Annotated in this window: 16 protein-coding genes; 11 read left to right on the top strand and 5 right to left on the bottom strand. The window is 61.7% G+C overall.

The genetic code is table 11. The annotated features are described in order from the left end of the window. Positions 1–3 precede the first annotated feature (3 nt). Complete coding sequence (gene ureC / locus ACYU0X_RS15715; RefSeq protein ID WP_461901651.1) at positions 4–2,058, bottom strand: urease subunit alpha; 2,055 nt, start codon at positions 2,056–2,058, stop codon at positions 4–6. Continuing rightward, positions 2,055–2,366, bottom strand: coding sequence for an urease subunit gamma (locus tag ACYU0X_RS15710; RefSeq protein ID WP_309409769.1), 312 nt, complete (start codon positions 2,364–2,366; stop codon positions 2,055–2,057). Before ACYU0X_RS15710 ends, ureC begins: the two co-directional genes overlap by 4 nt. 182 nt (positions 2,367–2,548) lie before the next feature. On the opposite strand from ACYU0X_RS15710, the gene ACYU0X_RS15705 reads away from it, so the two are divergent. Then, entirely contained in the window at positions 2,549–4,246 is a 1,698-nt protein-coding gene (locus ACYU0X_RS15705; RefSeq protein ID WP_309409768.1) for a purine-cytosine permease family protein, read from the top strand. A 38-nt stretch (positions 4,247–4,284) separates the two neighbouring features. Here ACYU0X_RS15705 and ACYU0X_RS15700 read toward each other — a convergent pair whose 3' ends face one another. Then, positions 4,285–4,413, bottom strand: coding sequence for a hypothetical protein (locus tag ACYU0X_RS15700; RefSeq protein WP_461901650.1), 129 nt, complete (start codon positions 4,411–4,413; stop codon positions 4,285–4,287). A 359-nt stretch (positions 4,414–4,772) separates the two neighbouring features. On the opposite strand from ACYU0X_RS15700, the gene ACYU0X_RS15695 reads away from it, so the two are divergent. From ACYU0X_RS15695 to ACYU0X_RS15665, 7 genes are all read left to right on the top strand, one after another. Further along, positions 4,773–5,426 (top strand): 4a-hydroxytetrahydrobiopterin dehydratase, encoded by a 654-nt coding sequence (locus tag ACYU0X_RS15695; protein ID WP_461901649.1) that lies wholly within the window; start codon positions 4,773–4,775, stop codon positions 5,424–5,426. A gap of 143 nt (positions 5,427–5,569) precedes the next feature. After that, positions 5,570–6,508 (top strand): allantoinase PuuE, encoded by a 939-nt coding sequence (puuE, locus tag ACYU0X_RS15690; RefSeq protein WP_461901648.1) that lies wholly within the window; start codon positions 5,570–5,572, stop codon positions 6,506–6,508. 165 nt (positions 6,509–6,673) lie between these two features. After that, the gene (locus ACYU0X_RS15685) at positions 6,674–7,843 is read left to right on the top strand and encodes a hypothetical protein (protein WP_461901647.1); all 1,170 of its coding nucleotides are present in this window, start codon (positions 6,674–6,676) and stop codon (positions 7,841–7,843) included. 123 nt (positions 7,844–7,966) lie between these two features. Continuing rightward, a complete protein-coding gene (locus tag ACYU0X_RS15680; RefSeq protein ID WP_461901646.1) occupies positions 7,967–8,599 on the top strand; it encodes a hypothetical protein in 633 nt (210 codons plus the stop codon). A gap of 57 nt (positions 8,600–8,656) precedes the next feature. Continuing rightward, entirely contained in the window at positions 8,657–9,529 is an 873-nt protein-coding gene (locus ACYU0X_RS15675; protein WP_461901645.1) for a P1 family peptidase, read from the top strand. Between the two features lie 148 nt (positions 9,530–9,677). Then, positions 9,678–11,411, top strand: coding sequence for an ABC transporter ATP-binding protein (locus ACYU0X_RS15670; RefSeq protein WP_461901644.1), 1,734 nt, complete (start codon positions 9,678–9,680; stop codon positions 11,409–11,411). 1 nt (position 11,412) lies between these two features. Continuing rightward, on the top strand, positions 11,413–13,488 hold the full coding sequence (locus ACYU0X_RS15665) for an ABC transporter ATP-binding protein (RefSeq protein ID WP_461901643.1): 2,076 nt from the start codon (positions 11,413–11,415) through the stop codon (positions 13,486–13,488). Between the two features lie 89 nt (positions 13,489–13,577). On the opposite strand, the gene ACYU0X_RS15660 is transcribed toward ACYU0X_RS15665, so the two are convergent. Continuing rightward, positions 13,578–15,899, bottom strand: a complete 2,322-nt coding sequence (locus ACYU0X_RS15660) for an FdhF/YdeP family oxidoreductase (protein ID WP_461901642.1) — start codon at positions 15,897–15,899, stop codon at positions 13,578–13,580. A 276-nt stretch (positions 15,900–16,175) separates the two neighbouring features. Between ACYU0X_RS15660 and ACYU0X_RS15655 the strand changes: the two genes are divergently transcribed. From ACYU0X_RS15655 to ACYU0X_RS15645, 3 genes are all read left to right on the top strand, one after another. Beyond that, the gene (locus ACYU0X_RS15655; protein WP_461901641.1) at positions 16,176–17,756 is read left to right on the top strand and encodes a metallophosphoesterase family protein; all 1,581 of its coding nucleotides are present in this window, start codon (positions 16,176–16,178) and stop codon (positions 17,754–17,756) included. A 143-nt stretch (positions 17,757–17,899) separates the two neighbouring features. Next, on the top strand, positions 17,900–19,270 hold the full coding sequence (locus ACYU0X_RS15650) for a TrkH family potassium uptake protein (protein WP_418907680.1): 1,371 nt from the start codon (positions 17,900–17,902) through the stop codon (positions 19,268–19,270). Further along, the gene (locus tag ACYU0X_RS15645; protein ID WP_461901640.1) at positions 19,263–19,961 is read left to right on the top strand and encodes a potassium channel family protein; all 699 of its coding nucleotides are present in this window, start codon (positions 19,263–19,265) and stop codon (positions 19,959–19,961) included. Before ACYU0X_RS15650 ends, ACYU0X_RS15645 begins: the two co-directional genes overlap by 8 nt. Here the strand turns inward: ACYU0X_RS15645 and ACYU0X_RS15640 are convergent, their stop codons facing one another. Beyond that, entirely contained in the window at positions 19,962–20,474 is a 513-nt protein-coding gene (locus tag ACYU0X_RS15640) for an HAD hydrolase-like protein (RefSeq protein WP_461901639.1), read from the bottom strand. Between the last annotated feature and the right edge of the window lie 29 nt (positions 20,475–20,503).

Raw genomic sequence — 20,503 nt, 5'->3', positions numbered from 1 at the left:
TTCCTAGAACAGGAAATAGCGTTGGGCCATGGGCAGTTCGACGGCCGGTTCGCAGCCGACCGGCTCGCCATCGACACGTACCTGATAGGTTTGCGGGTCCACCTCGAGATGGGCGGTGCTGTCGTTGAGTTTCAGGTCCTGCTTGCGGACCTCGCGGCACCCCGACACCGCCCGGATTCTGCGGCGCAGACCGAGCAGTTCCGGGACCTGGGCCTCGATGGCGGCCTTCGGCAGGAAGGTGATGGCCGCTTCGGCCATGGTCGTGCCGTATTCGGCGAAGGCCCCACGCAGCAACTGGGGCTGCGGGGTGGGGATGGAGGCATTCGCATCACCCATCACCGAGTTCAGGATCTGACCTCCCTTGATCACCAGATCCGGCTTGACCCCGAAGAAGGCCGGTTCCCAGAGCACCAAATCGGCGAACTTCCCGACCTCGACCGACCCCACCGTGTCGGCGATGCCTTGGGCCAGGGCGGGGTTGATGGTGTATTTGGCGACGTAGCGGCGAATCCGGAAGTTGTCGTTGGCCGCGGAGTTCACCCCCGACTCGTCGATCGCCCCGCGCCGCCGCTTCATCGCATCGGCCAGCTGCCAGGTGCGGGTGACCACTTCGCCCACCCGGCCCATGGCCTGCGAATCGGAGGACATGATCGAGAAGATCCCCAGATCGTGCAGCACGTCCTCGGCCGCAATGGTTTCGGGGCGGATCCGCGAGTCGGCGAAGGCCATGTCTTCGGGAATATCCGGGTTCAGGTGGTGGCAGACCATCAGCATGTCCAAATGCTCTTCGGCCGTATTCACCGTGTAGGGGATCGTCGGATTGGTGGAGGCCGGCAGCACGTTCTCCCGCGAGGCCAGCGCGATAATATCCGGTGCGTGTCCGCCACCGGCCCCTTCGGTGTGGAAGGTGTGGATCACCCGGCCGGCGATGGCCGCCTCGGTGTCCTCGACAAAACCGCATTCATTGAGTGTGTCGGTGTGGATGGCGACCTGCACGTCGTATTCGTCGGCCACGCGCAATGAGGTGTCGATGGCCGCATGGGTTGCGCCCCAGTCCTCATGGATCTTCAGCCCAATCGCCCCGGCGCGGATCTGCTCGGCCAGCGGTTCGGTGGCCGAGGCGTGGCCCTTACCGAGAAACCCGAGGTTGACCGGCAGCCCCTCGGCCGCCTGGAGCATACGGGAAATATGCCACGGGCCCGGGGTGACCGTGGTGGCCTTGGTGCCCTCGGCCGGGCCGGTGCCACCACCGATCATGGTGGTGATACCGTTCTGCACCGCGGTGGGAACCTGGGTGGGGGAGATGAAGTGAATGTGGGTATCGATGCCGCCGGCGGTGAGGATCTTGCGCTCGCCGGCAATGATCTCGGTGGCCGCGCCGATCACAATATCCACCCCGTCTTGGATGTCCGGGTTACCGGCTTTTCCGATGGCGTGAATATGTCCGTCGCGTAGCCCGATATCGGCCTTGTACACCCCGGTGTAGTCGATGATCAGCGCGTTGGTGATGACGGTGTCGGCGATCTCGGCAGCGCGAGGCAACCGCCCGTTGTGGCCCATACCGTCGCGGATCGTTTTGCCGCCGCCGAAGACCACTTCCTCGCCGTACACGGTGAGGTCGTATTCGACCTCGGCGAAGAGCACGGTATCGGCCAACCGAACCTTGTCGCCGGTGGTGGGTCCGTAAAGTTCGGCGTACTGCCGGCGCGGGATCGAGAGCCCCTGCGGCTTCTCATCCGGCACGACGGCTGCCGGAAGTGGCCCGTCGGTGAGCGAGCGTAGGCCGTAGACCTCGCGGTGTCCGGCCAAGGCCACGAGACGTACTTCGCGTCGGTCGCCCGGTTCGAAACGCGCGGCCGTTCCCGACGGAATATCGAGTCGGTAGCCGGTGGCCGCCTCCCGATCGAACTCGAGCGCACGATTGGCCTCTGCGAAGTGAAAATGCGAACCGACCTGTACCGGGCGATCGCCGGTATTGCAGACCGTCACGGTCACCCGGGGACGCGATGCATTGAGCTCGATGTGCCCCTCGGCCGGGATGAGTTCTCCGGGGATCATGCCGCGCTCCTGATCGGGTCGTGGACGGTGACCAGTTTGGTTCCATCCGGGAAGGTGGCCTCCACCTGCACGTCGTGAATCATTTCGGGGACCCCGTCAAGCACATCGTCGGTGGAGAGAATAGTGGTGCCAAAGGACATCAGCTCGGCCACCGACTTCCCGTCGCGCGCGCCTTCGAGCAACTCATAGGTGATGATGGCGATGGCTTCGGGGTAATTCAAACGCAGTCCCCGTTGCTGCCGGCGGCGGGCCAGATCGGCCGCCACCACGATCATGAGCTTCTCTTGCTCCCTGTCAGTCAATCGCATAATAGTTGAGCTTAGTAACGATATGTTTCACGCATGTTGCGGCTATGTCACTGGCTGGCAACGTCTTGGCATGAATCACCTGTGCGACCGCTTAACCGAGGCTTTACTTGGTGAGTTGCAATTTACGAACCGGTTACATGACTAACGCGGCCCGTGAAACATGTGATTTTTAGGCTGGAGCCATGACAGTGACAAACCAGCCACAGCACGCAGCTCCGGTAGCCGCCAGCACCTCCACACAGGGGCAGATGAATGCGGCCAAGGAGTCCTTGGAGGACTACACCCTGCGCTTTGCCCCGCGTTCCTACCGGAAGTGGGCTCCGGGAGTTGTCGCCACCAGCGCGCTCGGTGGGATCGCTTACCTAGCGGACTTCTCCATTGGCGCGAATATTGCCCTGGCCCACGGGACGGCCAGCGCGATCACCGGCGTGCTGATCGCCGCACTCATTATCTTTGTCACCGGCTTTCCACTGGCCTACTACGCGGCACGCTACAACCTCGACCTGGACCTGATCACCCGCGGTTCGGGGTTTGGCTACTACGGTTCGATTGTCACGAACGTCATTTTCGCGACCTTTACCTTTATTTTCTTTGCCCTGGAAGGCGCCATCATGGCACAGGGGCTGGAACTCGGGCTGGGTATTCCCAAGCCGCTGGGCTACGCGCTCTCTACGTTGCTGGTCATCCCGCTGGTCGTGTACGGGATGAAGACCTTAGCCAAGCTACAGGTGTGGACCACACCGTTATGGCTGGTGTTGATGGTCGTCCCGCTGGTGTATCTGGTTGCCTCCCACCCGGAATCGGTGGACAGGTTTCTAAGCTACGCCGGCGAACAAGGAACCGGCGGAGGGGTGAACTTCGCCTCGGCCATGCTGGCCGCCGGTGTTTGCCTCTCACTGATGGCTCAGATCGCCGAGCAGATCGACTACCTGCGTTTTATGCCGCCGAAGACCGCGGCCAATGCGCGCAGTTGGTGGACCGCGGTCATCCTCGGTGGTCCGGGCTGGGTTATTTTCGGTGCGATCAAACAGATCACTGGCATGTTTATCGCCGTGTATCTGATTGCCACACTGGATCCGCAGGCTTCGGCCACGGCTAACGAGCCGGTCCACCAGTTCCTCGGTGTCTACCGTGAGATGATGCCCGCCTGGCTGGCGATGAGCCTAGCCGTGGTGCTCGTGGTGATCTCGCAAATCAAAATCAACGTCACCAACGCCTACTCGGGATCCCTGGCGTGGACGAACTCCTTCACCCGAGTGACGAAAACCTACCCGGGGCGTATGGTCTTCGTGTTGGTGAACCTCGGCATCGCCCTGGTGCTGATGGAAGCGAACATGTTCGACTTCCTCAATACCGTGCTGGGCTTCTACGCCAACTGCGCCATGGCATGGGTGGTCACGGTGGCTAGTGACATCGCCATCAACAAGTACCTACTTAAGCTCTCGCCAAAGATCCCCGAGTTCCGCCGCGGCATGCTCTACGCCGTCAACCCGGTGGGTTTCATCTCGATGTTGCTCTCCGCGGTCGCCTCGATCGCCGTCTTCTTCGGGCTCTTCGGTCCGCAGCTGCAACCCTTCAGTCCACTGGTGGCCGTGGCCTTGGCGCTGTTCTTGCCGCCGATTCTGGCAGTGGCCACCAAGGGACGCTACTACCTGCGACGGAGCGATGACGGAATCGAGATTCCGTTGCTGGATGCCGAGGGCAACCCCAGCGATGAGCTGTTGACCTGCTGTGTGACCGGGCTGAGCTTCGAACGCCCCGATATGGTGGCCTCCGCGGTGCCCGGCCCGAATGGCGAGAGACAGTACATCTCCTCATTGGCGCTGGCCACCGACCGCACCGGTGAACACCTGCTACCGGCAGATCCGCCGATTCGTTAGTTCGTGAGCCACGGGTAGCTACCGGACGTGCTTGATCCCTAGCGGAACAATGCCCGAAGTTGCTCGATGATGGTATCGGTGAGTTGGGGGAGTTCTTCGGAAAGGGCGGCTAGTGCGTCACTGAAGCTGCTCTGGGTCAAGGCGAGCAGTTCTAACAGTTGTTCCATAGCGGGGCTCCGATCATTGGGTAGTGCTTGGCTAATCCGACGGTGCACTACAGGTAATCGACGACCTCTTCACGGCGTGAGAGGCAACAAAATCACCGTAGCATCAACCGTGCGGTAGCGGGCGTTGGTGACCTCTGACTAGTCTCATCCGGCTCGTTGCCCGCAATCCCGGTTGAGCTCCGGGCCGTGAGTTCGGCGGAAGATGTACTGCGTCGACCCGGTCCGGCCGCTGGCAACTCTTCATCCCCCGTATTCTTCGGGGGAATCCACCCGGCGCGCCCTAGCGGTGGGTCTAGAGCGGTGACAGACTGGAAGCCGTGGCATGTGATCCATGTCGCTGGACTAGAAAGGATGTGCCGATGACTTCCCCCAAGCCCTTAGACCGCGACACCATCGTTGATCGCTTGAAGGAGCTGCCCGACTGGCGGTATGTGGACGGCGCGCTACGCACCGCATATAAATGCAGCTCTTCGCGCGTGGCCACCTCGCTCTTCGTTGCCGTGGCGGCAGCCGCCGAGGATGCGAACCACCACCCAGATGTCGACTGGCGGTATGACATGTTGTTCGTGGCGATCAGTTCCCACGATGCCGGCGGAGTGACCGACCGCGATCTGAACCTTGCCGCCACCATCTCCGGGAAGGCCAAAGCAGCCGAGGCCAAAGTACGTCTGGAACTGGTGCGCACCATGGATATCTGCATCGACACCGATGATCCCGAACCGATCGCAGAACTGTGGCGCGAGGCGCTGGGCTATGTGCGCGACAAATCCGGCGCTCTGGTGGACCCCCATGGCCGCTGTCCGGCGGTATGGTTCCAAGTCACGCCCACGCCAAATACCAGCCGCTTGCATATGGATATCAATATGCCGGTTTCACACGCGGCGGATAAACTCGAGCAGGCCGAGAAGCTTGGCGGGGCGTTGGGCCATGTCGGAACCCCGAGCTGGACGGTCGTGACCGATGCGCAGGGCAACCGGTTCTGTTTTTGTACCGAGGCGCCGCATGAGCAGTAGGTGATTGGTTCGGTGCTCTGCGCGCCCGAGAATTGGGCGTAACGGTTTCCTTTCGGGGCCCGGAAGGCGTATCTTGTGAGTGGGAGCACATTTCCACCAACCGGAAGCAGAGTTTCACCGAACGAAAGGATGAGCGAATCGTCATGAACGACCTCATTGACCTGTCCAGCCCTCGTGAATTCGTCGGCTATGGCCGCCACACCCCGGATCCGCAGTGGCCGGGCGGCGCCAAGCTCGCCGTGCAGTTCGTGGTCAACTACGAAGAGGGCGGCGAAAGCAACATCCTGGACGGCGACGCAGCCTCCGAGTGCCTGCTCTCCGAAATCGTTGGTGCGGCTCCTTGGCAGGGTCAGCGCAACCTGAACATCGAGTCCATCTATGAGTACGGTTCGCGTTCCGGATTCTGGCGCCTGCACCGCATGTTCACCGACCTGGATCTGCCCGTCACCGTGTACGGCGTCACTACCGCCATGGCGCGTAACCCCGAAGCCGTCGCCGCGATGAACGAGGCCGGCTGGGAAATTGCCAGCCACGGCTACCGTTGGTTGGAATACAAGGATGTTCCCGAAGAGGTCGAGCGCGCCCACATTCGTGAGGCCGTCCGCCTACACACCGAGGTCGCCGGTGAGCGACCCTACGGTATCTACCAGGGCAAGCCATCGGATAACACCTTGCGCCTCGTGCAGGAAGAAGGCGGATTCCTCTACTCCGCCGACAGCTACGCCGACGATCTGCCGTACTGGGTCAGCACCGACGAGGGTAAGCCCTTCCTGATCGTTCCTTACACCCTCGAAGCCAACGACATGCGCTTCGCGACCGCCCAGGGGTTCAACTCGGGCGACCAGTTCTTCAGCTACCTCAAAGACACCTTCGACACCCTCTACCAAGAGGGTGCCGACGGTGCGCCGAAGATGATGTCGATCGGTCTGCACTGCCGTCTAGTGGGTCGCCCGGGCCGTGCGGCCGCATTGCGCCGCTTCCTGGAGTACGTGAAGTCCCATGAGGACATCTGGGTTACCCGCCGCGTGGACATCGCGCGCCACTGGCACGAGAAGCACCACCCGGAGAACGCCGCACGCTAAAGCCGGCGCAAAGACTCCCGGAGATGACAGCATGACTGTCGTCTCCGGGAGTCTTTCGTTAACTGGGGAATGCCCAGGGGCGAGGCGGGCGAATGAAGATGCGTGGACTCACCATGCAGTCCGCTCAAGTCCAGTTGATATTAAATCCGCCGATAAGATAAGTGAATGATCCGTGCACTCTTCTTCGTTGGTTTGGGTCTCCTCGTCGGCGGCATTGCGGCCACCGTCGTTGGACCTCCGGGGGCCGGTGCCGGTGCCTGGGGGCCGGGGCTAGGCTTGGCCATCACGTCCGCCGTGCTCTGGGGGATCTCCGGAACCATGCGCACGATCCAGGCTCCGCCGGCCGCGCTCGTGCGTAAGGCCCAAGATGAGGGGCGGGCGGCCTTGGCGCGTATCGACGCACTGCGGCAAACCGGTACGCAGATCAACGATCAACCACTGTGCGAACTTGAACTCACGGTGCAGCCGGCGCACGGAGCCGCCTACCGAACGATCTTGCGCTCGGTCATTCCGGTCAGTCAGTTACCGAGTGTGCAGCCAGGAATGCACCGAGTCGTGGTGCAACTGCTCCCGGGAGAGCCCGATGTTGCGTTGCTCGATGCGGATGCCCATGCGGAGGTCTGGTCCCGTACCCGTATTCCTTCGATAGCGCAGGCCGGAGATATCCAGCGCCCGGCGCCCGGCGGGCTGCGCGAGGACGGAACGCGACGCAAGCCACTGTTAGGTATGGGGCCCAAGGGCCGAAGCTGGCGGGTCATCCTCTTCGCCTTGGTCTTTGCCCTGACAGCCACCGCAGTGCTCTATCCATATCGTGCTGCCCTGTCGCAGAGCGTCTATGCGCTGCAGGAGCACGGCCAACTGCATTTAGATATGCGTGAACCATACTCGGTGGAGCTCGCACTGCAAGCCCTGGAACGAGAGGTCGGGCACGACCGGGTGCTTAACGTACGCGCCTACCCGGAGTTCGTAACTATCGAGGCCGCCGTTGACGTGACCGGGTTGCGAGCAGATGACTGGATCTACCGCCGTGGCGAGCTGCGCAATGAGGGTCCCGCCACCATCCAGCCCGAGGACGAACGCGAGTTCTACCGTGCCTCCAAGATCAATTGGAACTCGATCTGGCAGGCCGTGCGTGGTGCTGGGCAAGGTGGTGATCTTCACCTGGATGAGCAAACCAGCTACTACGTTGAACGTGGCCGCAACAACGAAATAGGCGGTGACGACTACGGCAAGTCGTTCGCCGATCCGCAGGCGCATTTCTCCTTCGACAATGGCTACGAGTCGGCCAACTACACCCTCGACGCGGTCTCCGGGACAGTGCTCGAAGGCCCCTAATCACCGAGTGTGATGGGAACCATGCGCCTAAATCCACAAGTAAATCGACCGTGACCCAAAAGTGACCTGTTAATAGGTGCGTAGCGGCCAAAACTGGGGTAACGCGTTGCTACTCTCAGAAGCATGTACGTACCCTTGGTCATCGCATTTCTCATGAGCTTAGCCTGCGTATGCGGGCTATGTGCCATGCTCTTCGGTGCCATGAAATCCCGCAGCTTGGCGCCCGGCTCCTTGGGCCTACGCACCAAGTGGACCACCCGCAGCGATCATGCGTGGGTGGAGGGGCACTATGCGGCGTGGCCCTATGTCCGCAGCGCCATGCACTGGTCGCTGGTGATGCTAGGCGTCGCCGGGCTGTTCGCCATCGCCGGCGATGCGAAGGCGGCGGCAATCTTCGGTACCGTGGGCTACCTCTTTGTCTGGTGGTTCCTGCGTGCCGCGGTCCACGAGGCGAATCACGTTGCGCGCAAGGTCTTGCGCGAACCCGAACCAGAGCCCAAGATCAAGCCCGGCAAACTCGTGGAGCTGAAGAAGCACCCGGTGACCGATCAGCCCGCATCGCTTGGCAAGCCCTCCGGAAAAGCAGCCAAACGACCCAGCGGCGTCGCGACCAAGGTACGTAAACTTCCTGCCGAGTCCAGCGAGCAGAAGCCAGCCACCCAGGAAGAAAAAGCTGCGCCGGCCAAGCCCGCCGCGCCCAAGGTGAGTAAGCTACCGAAAAAGGTCAGCAAGCTCGGACACGGTGAGGGCCGCTAACCTAAGGCTCTGGACATCCGGCGGCCACAAGCACATGCTGAATTGCGGGAGGTTGTCATGAGTGAAGAACGAATGTCTCTACCCGGTGTCGCCGTGGGCCACTGGACGCACCACGAAGCGCAGACCGGATGCACCGTCATTCGGCTGCCCGAGGGATCCGTGGGCGCGGTGGAGATCCGCGGCGGTGCCCCGGCCAGCCGTGAGCTCGATGTGCTCTCCGTGGACAAAACCGTGGCGCAAATCGACGCGGTGCTGTTGACCGGCGGGTCGGCCTTCGGGTTGGCCGCCGCAGACGGGGTCATGCAATACCTGGAGGAACAGGGGCGTGGGGTACCCACGCCCGCCGGTGTGGTGCCGATCGTTCCGGCGCTCGGCCTCTACGACTTGGCCGTGGGCCAGGCCGTCACCCGCCCCGAAGCCAAACACGGTTACCTTGCCGCACGGGACGCCACCGAGGGTGTTGTGGTGACCGGCGCGATGGGCGCTGGCACCGGCGCCTATGCCGGCAATTGGCGCGGAGCGGCCGGTCATTATCCTGGCGGCATTGTCTACGCCGAACGCCGCTACCATGATGTCGTGGTCGGCGCGCTGTTCGCGGTCAACGCCTTCGGAGACGTGGGGGAGTCCACAGCCGACACCGCCTCGGTATTGGCCGCACTAACCGCCATGGAACCGGGTGCGAAGACCTCCCGCTCGAACACCACCATCGGGGTGGTATTGACCAACGCGCGCTTGGACAAGGTCGCCTGCCACGTCGTGGCTCAGGGTGGCCACGATGGGTTGGCCCGAGCCTTGCATCCACCGCATACGAGATTCGACGGCGACGCGGTGATCGCCGCGTCCGTCGGAGAGGTCTCGGCCCATGTGGATGTGGTGCGTTTGCTGGCCGTGCAGGCGGTCAATGCGGCCATCCGGCAAGTGGAGCGCTGAGCAAAAGTATATTGGTTGAGAAAAATCAACCGCAAGGATGACTCAAAGCGTCCTACCCCCTGCATAGACTATTGATCGCTCGGGATTCACGCTGCCCGCAACCGGTCGGCGGTGGTGTCTCCCGATTTGAGAGTCCTTGAGGGAAAACATGCTTCTGAAGCTCATTCTGAAACATAGCAAACCGTATACCGGGTGGATCATCGCGGTGTTGATCCTCCAACTCATCACAACCATCGCCACGCTTTATCTGCCGAGTCTCAACGCGAAGATCATCGACACCGGCGTGGTCCAATCCGATATCGATTACATCTGGCGCACCGGCGGGCTGATGCTGCTGGTCGCGCTGGCACAGGTGGCCAGCGCCATCGGTGCCGTCTACTTTGGCGCGCGCACGGCCATGGCACTGGGGCGCGACCTGCGCCATGCCATCTTCGAACGCGTCACCACCTTCTCCGCGCAAGACGTGAACAAGTTCGGTGCGGCCACATTGATCACCCGCGGCACCAACGATGTGCAGCAGGTGCAGATGCTGACCCTGATGATGCTGAACTTCATGGTCAACGCGCCGATCATGTCCATTGGTGGCGTGATCATGGCGGTCCGCGAAGATCCCGGCCTTTCCTGGCTGGTCTGGGTGTCGGTGCCCGTCGTACTGGTCGTCGTGGGTGTGCTGGTTCTGAAGCTAATGCCGCTGTTCCGCCAGATGCAGACCCGCATCGACGGAATCAACGGGGTGCTGCGCGAGCAGATCACCGGCATCCGCGTGGTGCGCGCCTTCGTGCGCGAACGCCACGAAACCGAACGCTACGCCGATGCGAACGACAAGCTGACCCAACTGGGCGTGAAGGTCGGTAACCTCTTCGTGCTCATGTTCCCGGCCATCGGCATGATCATGCACCTGGCCACGGCCGCCGTGCTGTGGTTTGGTGGGCACCGCGTGGATTCCGGGCAGGTTGAGGTCGGAGCGCTGACCGCGTTCTTGCAGTACTTGCTCCAAATCCTCATGGCCGTCATGATGGGTACCTTCATGGCCATGATGATCCCGCGTGCCATGGTCTCGGCCGAACGTATCGACGAGGTCATGTCGACCGAACCGTCGATGACCGAGGCACCGGATGTTGAGCTCGAGCTTCCCACTCCGGGCACCGTGGAATTCCGCGATGTCAGCTTCGGCTACCCGGGCGCCGAGGAACCGGTACTCAAGAACCTGTCCTTCAAGGCAGAGCCGGGCCAGACCACGGCCATTATCGGTTCCACCGGCGCCGGTAAGACCACGCTCTTGAACCTCATCTCGCGGCTTTACGACGCCTCCGAGGGGCAGGTGCTGATTGGTGGGCGTCCGGTGCAGGAACTGGGCCGTAGCGTGATTTCGCGCAATGTGTCCGCCGTGCCGCAGCGACCCTACCTGTTCTCCGGCACCATTGCCAGCAACCTGCGTTTCGGTGCCGAATCGGCGACAGACGAGGACCTGTGGCAGGCGCTGCAGGTGGCGCAGGCCGCCGATTTCGTGGCCGAACGCGACGAAGAGCTGGATGCACGGATCTCCCAGGGCGGTACCAACGTCTCGGGCGGTCAGCGGCAAAGGCTATGCATTGCCCGCGCCCTGGCGGCGAAGCCGAAGACCTACCTCTTCGACGACTCCTTCTCCGCGCTGGACGTGAGCACCGACGCCAAGCTGCGTGCGGCGTTGCGTGAACCCACCCGCGATGCCGCGGTGATTATCGTGGCTCAGCGTGTGAGCACCATTACCGGAGCCGATCAGATTCTCGTGCTCGACGGAGGCCAGATCGTGGCGCGTGGCACCCACGAGCAACTGCTGGAAACCTCCGAAACGTACCAAGAGATCGTCGCATCTCAGATGAGCATCGAGGAGGTGGCCTAGGATGGCGCGGAAGAAAGAAAGCGGAACCACCACGGCGGTGGATCAGGAGCTGGCCGAGGTCGACGAGTTTGATACCGCTGGCTCCACAGACGTGTTCGGCGACGCCGCACCCGTGCGCAAGGCCAAGCACTTCTGGCCATCGGCCAAACGCCTCGTCGGGCTGCTCGCCCCGCACAAGCTCGGTGTCTTCATCTCCTTGGGCCTGATCGCGGTCTACGTGGTGCTCTCGGTTATTGCCCCGCGTGTGCTGGGCAAGGCCATGGACGTGATCTTCGCCGGCGTCCTCGGGCAACGGATCGAGCTTCCACCGGGAGCCACCAAGGAAGGGCTCGTCGAGCAGCTGCGTGCCGCCGGGGAGACCACCCAGGCCGATATGCTCAACCGGATCGACTTCGTGCCGGGCCAGGGGATCGACTTCACCCTGCTCTCGCGCTACATCCTGATCGTGCTCTCCATGTACTTTGTGGCCTCGATCTTCATGTGGGCCTCCGGATGGTTGCTCAACCGCCTGGTGATGCGGGTGATCTACAACCTGCGCAAGGACGTCGAAGATAAGCTCAACCGCCTGCCGCTGAACTACTTCGATACCAGGCAGCGTGGCGATGTGCTTTCACGCGTCACCAACGACGTGGACAACATCCAAAACGCCCTGCAGCAGGCCATCAGCCAGCTGATTCAGTCCGTGCTGACGGTTTTGGGCATCGTGATCATGATGTTCATCGTCTCCTGGCAACTGGCGCTGATCGCGTTGGTGGCCCTGCCGCTCTCCGGTATTGCCGCCGGCGTGATCGGTTCGAAGGCGCAGGGGAAGTTCACGGCCCAGTGGAAGAACACCGGCGCACTGAACGGGCAGATCGAGGAGTCCTTCTCCGGCCATGAGCTGATGAAGGTCTTCGGTCGCGAACAGGATATGGTCGAGCGCTTCAACAAGCGCAACGACGAACTGTACAAGGCCAGCTTCGGCGCACAGTTCATGTCCGGCATGATCTTCCCGGTGATGCAGTTCATTTCCTACCTGTCCTACGTGGGCATCGCCGTGGTCGGTGGCCTGCGCGTGGCCTCCGGTGCACTGAGCCTGGGCGATGCCACGGCCTTCATTCAGTACTCGCGTGAGTTCACCCAGCCGCTGGGGCAGATGGCCGGCCTGGCCAACATGCTGCAGTCCGGTGTGGCCTCGGCCGAGCGCACCTTTGAATTGCTGGATGCCGAGGAACAAGACCCGGAGAACGCCACCCGCGAGCTGCCGGCCCGCACCGATGGGCACGTCTCCTTCGAGAACGTGAGCTTCTCCTACTCCAAGGACAAGCCGCTGATCGAAGACCTCTCCTTCGATGCCGACCCGGGGCACACCGTGGCCATTGTCGGTCCGACCGGTGCGGGAAAGACCACCTTGGTGAACTTGGTGATGCGGTTCTACGAGCTGAACCGCGGACGCATTGTGCTCGACGGGGTGGACATTACGGACCTGTCCCGTGCAGATCTGCGTTCCAAGGTGGGCATGGTGCTGCAGGACGCCTGGTTGTTCGGCGGCACCATCATGGAGAACATCCGCTACGGTCGCCTCGAGGCCACCGACGAGGAAGTCATCGCCGCGGCCAAGGCCACCTATGTGGACCGTTTCGTGCGTGCACTTCCCGACGGCTACGAGACGGTCATCGACGAGGAAGGAACGAATGTTTCGGCCGGTGAGAAGCAGCTGATCACCATCGCCCGTGCCTTCGTGGCCAACCCGTCGCTGCTGATCCTCGACGAGGCCACCAGCTCGGTGGATACCCGAACCGAGGTGCTCGTGCAGAAGGCCATGGCCGCGTTGCGTAGCGACCGCACGAGCTTCGTGATTGCGCACCGCCTGTCGACCATTCGCGACGCGGATACCATCCTCGTGATGGAGGCCGGTCAGATCGTCGAGCAGGGCAACCACGAAACCCTGCTGGCGGCCGAGGGCGCCTACTACCGGTTGTACCAGTCGCAGTTCTCCGGCCCCGCCGAAGATATCGACGCGAACCCGGATACCAGCGTCACCCCGGTCACCGACGCGGCGGTCGCCGAATCGCTCGCCGAGGATCAGGCCCACTAGGGGAAAGCTATCCATACAGCGCTGTGGCGCGGTAGCCAAATGGCTACCGCGCCACAGCGCTCTTGCTCGTTCCGGACCTAACGCGGGGGCTAGTGCCGAGCCGGGGTGACCCGCACCTTGAGGTGCTTCATAATGGGCTGGTCGCTCTGCGTGCTGTAATCCCCGATCGCACACAGTGCGTTCATCTCCGGCATGTACCCGGCGGCACAGCCGCGAGGGATGTCATACGGGACGGCCAGGTAACTCTCGAGCGAGCGCGTGGACCCGTCGCGCGCGGTGCTTTCAATATCCACCGCCTGAAGCTTATCGATGCCTCGTTCGGCCATATCCTCGGCGTTCATGAAGATCAGCGTGCGCAGATTCTTCACCCCACGGTAGCGGTCATTATCCGAGTAGATAGTGGTGTTCCATTGATCATGTGAGCGCATCGTGCCCAGGGCCAGCGTTCCAGAGGCGGGTACCACATCGGGCAACGGGGCCGCGCTGAACTCGGCCTTGCCAGAGGGGGTGTGGAAGACCAGCTCGCGGGCGGGCTGTTTGATTCGGAAACCCAAGGGCAGACGCACCCGGCGATTGAAGTCTTCGAAGCCAACCAGGGCCCGGGACATGGTGTCGCGGATGCGATCATAGTCGTCGACGTACCACTGCCACGGCGTCTCACTCTGCGGCAGCGCATGCTTGGCGATCCCGGCGATGATGGCCGGTTCGGAAAGCAAATGCTCGGAGGCCGGCTGTTTCATGCCGACCGAGAGATGCACCATGCTCATCGAGTCCTCCACCGAGGTGCTCTGAAGTCCTTCGGCCTGCTGGTCCTTCTCGGTGCGCCCCAAACAGGGCAGGATCAACGCCGTACGGCCGTGCACCAGATGGCTACGATTTAGCTTCGTGCTCACATGAACCGTCAGTTCGCAGTTGCGCAATGCCTCGAAGGTGTACTCGGTGTCCGGGGCCGCCAGGGCGAAGTTGCCGCCCATACCCACGAACACCTTTACCTCACCACGTCGCATGGCTTCGATGCATTGCACCGTGTCCAGGCCGTGATGGCGCGGCGCCTTAATGCCGCAGACCTCGTCGAGCCGATCCAGGAAATCTTCACGCGGCCGATGGTTGATGCCGCAGGTACGGTTGCCCTGCACGTTGCTGTGTCCGCGTATCGGAGAAGGCCCGGCGCCTTCACGGCCCAAGTTGCCCCGCATGAGCAGCAAGTTGGTGATCTCGCGGACGGTGTCCACCCCATGTTCGTGTTGCGTGACGCCCAAGCACCAGCTGATGATGCTCCGGTCGGCATCGCGGTACACCTGAGCCGCCGCCAGAATGTCTGCTCGGCTCAACCCGGATTGGTGCTCGAGTTCCGCCCAGTCGGTCGACTCGCACAGCTTCCGGTAGTCCTCGAACCCTGTGGTGTGTCGTTCGATGAATTCGCGGTCCAGCGCTTTTTCATCGCTCTGGGCCATCTCGAAGATCGCCTTGGCCATGCCCCGCACCAGCGCCATGTCGCCGCCTATGCGTGGCTGGAAGTTCAGCGTGCTGGTCTTCGTGCTCCGGAAGGTGGCCATGTCGAGCATCTCGTGCGGGACGATGGTCCGGGTGGCGGCCGCCTCGACAAGCGGGTTGATGTGGACGATTTGGGCGCCGCGTCGGTAGGCCTCGGATAAGGAGGTGAGCATGCGCGGAGCGTTGCTGGCGGCGTTGACGCCGATGACGAACAGGGCGTCGGTGACCTCCCAATCCTCGAGGTCTACGGTGCCCTTGCCCGTGCCTAGCGCCGCCTGCAGGGCTCGGCCGCTGGCTTCGTGGCACATGTTGGAACAGTCCGGCAGGTTATTGGTGCCCAGCTCTCTGGCTAAGAGTTGGTAGAGGAACGTGGCCTCATTGCCGAGGCGCCCAGAGGTATAAAAGGCCGCTTGATCGGGGTTCTCTAGTTCACGTAGGTTGCGGCCAATGACCTCGAAGGCCTCCGCCCAAGAGATGGGAACGTAGTGATCGCTGGCCTCGTCGTAGAGCATCGGCTCGGTTAGCCGCCCCTGGTTCTCGAGCTCGTGTTCGGTCCACTGGGAAAGCTCGGCGACCGAATGCTCGGCGAAAAACTCTGCGCCGACGCGTTTGCGTGTCATTTCCCAGGTGACGTGCTTGATGCCGTTCTCGCAGATATCGAGTCGTAGTCCCTTGGTGTCATCGGGCCAGGCACACCCCGGGCAGTCGAAGCCCTTGTTTTCATGATTCATCCGGAAAATTGCCCGGGATCCATCGACGAGTTGGCCCTGCTCTAAAAGGACCCGTCCAACGCTCTTTGCCGCGCCCCATCCGGCGGCAGGATGGTGGTAGGGGTGAAACTCGGGTTTCTTGACTTTCGCGGAGTCGTCTGGGGCCTCGGGGATGCTGTTTGTTTGCTGATTTTTCGATGAGCTCACGGTGCGCACAGTCCTTCGGTGGGGGAAGTTAACTCGTACCCTATCGCGTGATCTTGGCGATGAATAGGTTTCGGGAGTCCGCGCGCCAGCGTCCGACCGTTCCCAGGAACTCGCCGCGCGGGCCGCTCTTCGTGAGCGTTCACCAAGTATTCGCCGCAGCGGGTGCCTGCTTTGGCTTCCGTACATATTCCGGTCGCGTAGTAGTCATCTATCGCTGGCTGACTTGTAGAGATAGGTTGCTCTTCGGAAGCACGGATGACAGACCAAGGATGATCGATGAAGACTTCTCGCCGTACCCTCGCCGCGACGCTTGCGGCCTGCGCGCTAGTACCTCTTGTTCCTACGACAGCTCTTGCCGCACCGCCTGGAACCGACGGGGCCGACAGGAGCTTCACCGAGCAGCGGGTCTGGTTCGAGGGATTCGATCAGGGAAGTATCCCGCGCGGCTGGTCCTTCACCCACGAGAACACCGAGGGAATGGCACAAGGGTGGGAAGGCTTCACCCTTCACACCCGCGATGAGTTTGTGCAACGCTGGGGCACCGATTTGCGACAGTCGTTCACTCGCGCCGCCGGCCCGATGGCCGTGGTTGAAAGTGACCAGAATGCGCCAACGAACGGTTTGTTCTCCAGTCACATGAAAACACCGATGATTCCCGTGGAGGCCGGACGCACCTATGAGCTGCGCTTCGACAGCCACTACCGGCAGGGGCGCGGGCAACAAAGCGCGGACATCATAATGAATATGCCGGGACAGCACCCGCAAACGGTGCTCACCTACGACCGCTCCGCCGCCTCGGATAATGTCGGCAAGGATGTGGCCTCCAAACGCGAAGTCGTACGCTTCACCGTCCCGCAGGGAGCGAAGAAGGTGAACTTCGAGTTCAACTACCGCGACTCGGCGAACAACTGGTTCTGGGCCATCGATAACGTCGAGGTGGTCGCGCCGCTACCAGAAACCAGTGCCAAGCCTACCGGCGTGCTCGATGTAGTCAGCGACATCCAGGGTGCCACCGGCAACCGACACCTCACGGACCATGCGTTGCCGCTGCTGAATTCACTACCCGACTCGGCCGACGCCCTAATGATTAACGGTGACATCGTCAGCCAAGGCAGTACCGCGAACTGGGAAGCATTCACCCAAGCCTTGGAATCAAGCCAGGGGCACCGTTCCGGACAGATCTTCTACGCCAACGGAAATCATGAATTCTATGGACGCGAAGGATCCCAAACTTACTTGCAACGTTTCTTGAAGTACACCGGGCAGGAAAAGGTGTGGCAGGAGCAGATGATCGGGCAGACCCCGATGCTGGTCATCGGGAGCGAAGGCTATGACTATAACGAGAACACCGGGTCGGGGCCCTTTGTGGACTTCTCCGAGGAACAGCTGACGTGGCTCGAAGAACGCCTCGCTTATTGGAAGGAGCAACGAAAGCCGGTGTTGCTCTTTAGTCACTATGTTCTGGACAACAGCGTTTCGGGCACATTCATTAATTTCTACCGCGACGATTTTGGAGCCCACCGAGAGCGGTTCAAGCAATTACTTGCCGAAAACCCTAACGTCGTGATGCTCACCAGCCACACCCACTGGTCGCTACGTTTAGACGACTGGGCTAGCGAATATCACGGCGGTTCCGATGCCTGGAGCAGCAAACGTGGGCCCATGGTGGTCAATACCGGGGCCCTGGCCAATGAGTACACGCTGGGTGGAGACTACTCCGAGGTGGCGTTGCCCGGCGAGCGGGCTTCGGGATTGCGAGTCAAGACCTTTAGGGATCGTATACGCATCGAGGCATGGGACTTCATGAGTCAAGAACTGATCAAGTCCATCGATCTCCCAGTGCCCAGAAACGCCTAACCTCACGGCTGCACCACGGATCATCCACGTACCGCTTCTGTGGTGCAGCTAACGTTTGACTAGCCGCCGGGTAGGCGTATGATCATCCATTCGTAAGGCCTTTTGCGAAATGCGGAAGGCAGTAGCGAAAACTCAGGTAGGTTATGGGCGTCATCAAAGGCAAGCCCCAAATACGAGTGCACGGTGCCCGCGTGGTTGCCCAACCGGCGCGGACCGTCGTCGGTGGGTTCGCTTTCACCATCCTGATTGGCGCGATGCTGCTGGCTTTGCCGTGGGCTTCGGCGGACGGTCAGCCAATAGCTTTCATCGATGCACTGTTTACCGCCACTTCGGCCGTCTGCGTCACGGGCTTGGTCGTGCTGGACACGCCCAACGACTTCTCCGGGTTCGGTCAAGGAATTATCCTCATGCTGATCCAGATCGGCGGAATGGGCATTATGCTGCTCGCTTCGCTCATTTCGTTGAGCATCCTTGGCAAGCTGAGTTTGCGTACCAAGATGACCACCCAGACAGAGGCGCGGGCAGTTGAAGGCAACAACGTGCGCGGAACTGTTTTGGGCATCGTCAAGACCACCTTCCTCATCGAAGCGATTGTGGCACTGATGCTCATCGGCCGGTTCTACCTCGGCTACGGCTATTCGGTGCCGCGCTCGATTGAGCTGGGCGTTTTCCACTCGGTGTCGGCATTCAACAACGCTGGTTTCGCGCTCTTCTCTGACAGTCTCATGGGGTTCGTGACCGATCCCTGGATCTGTCTGCCGATTGCTGGCGCGATCATCCTTGGCGGGTTGGGTTTCCCCGTCCTACTGCAGCTGCGTAAGTACGCCCGAAACCGCCTGAAGTGGTCCATGAATACCAAGCTGGTGCTGGCGGGCACCGCGATGCTGCTGGTGGCTGGAACGGTGTTTATCACCGGGCTCGAGTGGTCGAACCCGGGCACGCTGGGGCCGTTGTCACCGCCGGAGAAGCTCATGGCAGGCTTCTTCCATTCCGTGCAAACGCGTACGGCGGGATTCAACTCCATAGATATCGGACAGATGCATCCGGCCACGTGGCTGGGCATGGACGTACTGATGTTCATTGGTGGTGGACCCGCCGGTACCGCTGGCGGCATCAAGATCACCACTTTCGCGGTGTTGTTTTTCATCCTCTCAACCGAGTTGCGCGGTGAGGGTGCGGTCAATATTTTCGGCAAGCGCCTGTCGCGTTCGGTGCACCGCCAGGCTATTGCCGTGGTGCTACTCGCCGTGGCTGCGGTGTTTGTGGGCACCATGGCGCTGATGCTGATCACGGAGCATTCGCTGGACAAGTGCCTTTTCGAGGCAGCATCCGCTTTCGCCACGGTGGGGTTGTCTACCGGAATTACTCCAGACCTACCGGCCGCCGGAAAGATCGTTGTCATCGTCCTCATGTTCACCGGCCGCGTCGGCGTGTTGTCGCTCGGATCCGCGCTTGCGTTACGCGACAAGAAATTAGTGTATGAACTACCTAAGGAAAGGCCAGCCATTGGTTAACATTATCGGCGGTCGGAACGCCGCCAAGAAGATCGCGCAAGCCGATTCGGTGGCCGTGCTCGGCCTGGGCCGCTTCGGAACCTCGCTGGCTCTCGAATTGATGAGCACGGGCGCCAGTGTGATGGGCATCGACTCGAACGAAGAGACCGTGCAGTCTCTCAACGGCGAGCTGACCCAGGTGGTGAAGGCCGATGTGGCCAAGCTCGAAACGCTCGAGCAGCTATCCCTGGCCGATTTTGATCGCGTGGTCGTGGCCATCGGCAGCCATCTGCAGTCCTCCATCCTGGCCTGCTCGAAACTCCTGAAGATGGGGGTTCCTGAAATCTGGGCCAAGGCCCATGACGACCAGCACGGTTTGATCCTGGAGCAGCTCGGCGTCCATCACATCGTGTATCCGGATAAGGATATGGGGCGCCGAGTGGCACACCTGGTGCGCGGGTCGATGATGGACTACGTGGAGGTCGAACGCGGCTATGCCATGGTGAAGATGACCGCGCCGAAGGTACTGCAGGGGCTACGACTGGGCGATAGCAATCTGCGTAAGCACTATGGGGTAACCATTGCCGCGCATGCGGATGCCGACGGTAAGTGGCAGAACGCCGACGCGGCCACCGTGTTGCGACCCGGGGAACGCATTCTGGTGTTGGGGCCGACCAAGGACACCGAGGCCTTCGGACAGCTACCGGGCTGATCAGGCCAACTTCAGGCCAAGGCAGTCGAGGGTGATTCGAGGGACCACCAGTTGCGTGGTCAATTCGAACGCCAGGGTGGGGTTGCCGCCGCTCACGGCGATCGCCTTCATGCCCTCCTGAAGGGCATCTTGCACCCCGTGTAAGGTATCGGCGAATACCGCTACGCGGCTCGAATGGTGCAGGCCCAGCTGCCGAGCGGCCAGGGCCGCGGCCGAAACGTGTGGCGCATGTCCGGAGAGTTCCTCGGCGGTGACAATGACGCTGATCAGCTCGAGGATGCCGGCCCGGCGCAGGACCGGTAGGAGTTCGGCTTCGGTAGCGGCACCGAGCACGGCGAGCTTAACTCCGGCACGGTAGAGCGAACGCACCAGCTGCCGGGCGGATTCGTCGATACGTTCCGTCGCGGAGCCGGCGGGATCGCCGCCGGACCCCTGTCGTAGCGCTGAGGTGAAATCGAAGAACACCGCATCCATGGTGTGCAGGGTCTTCGGTGCCAAGGTGGTAATCGTCATGGCAAGACGCTAACGGCGCGGTGTGACGC

Source organism: Glutamicibacter sp. X7 (assembly GCF_054889245.1).
The sequence above is the reverse complement of the archived record's forward strand: the minus strand, read 5'-3'. Positions and strand labels throughout refer to the sequence as shown.

Excerpts from the sequence above, each read along its gene's own strand:
- ureC (WP_461901651.1), bottom strand. The coding sequence starts at position 2,058 with ATGATCCCCGGAGAACTCATCCCGGCCGAGGGGCACATCGAGCTCAAT.
- ACYU0X_RS15710 (WP_309409769.1), bottom strand. The coding sequence starts at position 2,366 with ATGCGATTGACTGACAGGGAGCAAGAGAAGCTCATGATCGTGGTGGCG.
- ACYU0X_RS15705 (WP_309409768.1), top strand. The coding sequence starts at position 2,549 with ATGACAGTGACAAACCAGCCACAGCACGCAGCTCCGGTAGCCGCCAGC.
- ACYU0X_RS15700 (WP_461901650.1), bottom strand. The coding sequence starts at position 4,413 with ATGGAACAACTGTTAGAACTGCTCGCCTTGACCCAGAGCAGCTTCAGT.
- ACYU0X_RS15695 (WP_461901649.1), top strand. The coding sequence starts at position 4,773 with ATGACTTCCCCCAAGCCCTTAGACCGCGACACCATCGTTGATCGCTTG.
- puuE (WP_461901648.1), top strand. The coding sequence starts at position 5,570 with ATGAACGACCTCATTGACCTGTCCAGCCCTCGTGAATTCGTCGGCTAT.
- ACYU0X_RS15685 (WP_461901647.1), top strand. The coding sequence starts at position 6,674 with ATGATCCGTGCACTCTTCTTCGTTGGTTTGGGTCTCCTCGTCGGCGGC.
- ACYU0X_RS15680 (WP_461901646.1), top strand. The coding sequence starts at position 7,967 with ATGTACGTACCCTTGGTCATCGCATTTCTCATGAGCTTAGCCTGCGTA.
- ACYU0X_RS15675 (WP_461901645.1), top strand. The coding sequence starts at position 8,657 with ATGAGTGAAGAACGAATGTCTCTACCCGGTGTCGCCGTGGGCCACTGG.
- ACYU0X_RS15670 (WP_461901644.1), top strand. The coding sequence starts at position 9,678 with ATGCTTCTGAAGCTCATTCTGAAACATAGCAAACCGTATACCGGGTGG.
- ACYU0X_RS15665 (WP_461901643.1), top strand. The coding sequence starts at position 11,413 with ATGGCGCGGAAGAAAGAAAGCGGAACCACCACGGCGGTGGATCAGGAG.
- ACYU0X_RS15655 (WP_461901641.1), top strand. The coding sequence starts at position 16,176 with ATGAAGACTTCTCGCCGTACCCTCGCCGCGACGCTTGCGGCCTGCGCG.
- ACYU0X_RS15650 (WP_418907680.1), top strand. The coding sequence starts at position 17,900 with ATGGGCGTCATCAAAGGCAAGCCCCAAATACGAGTGCACGGTGCCCGC.
- ACYU0X_RS15640 (WP_461901639.1), bottom strand. The coding sequence starts at position 20,474 with ATGACGATTACCACCTTGGCACCGAAGACCCTGCACACCATGGATGCG.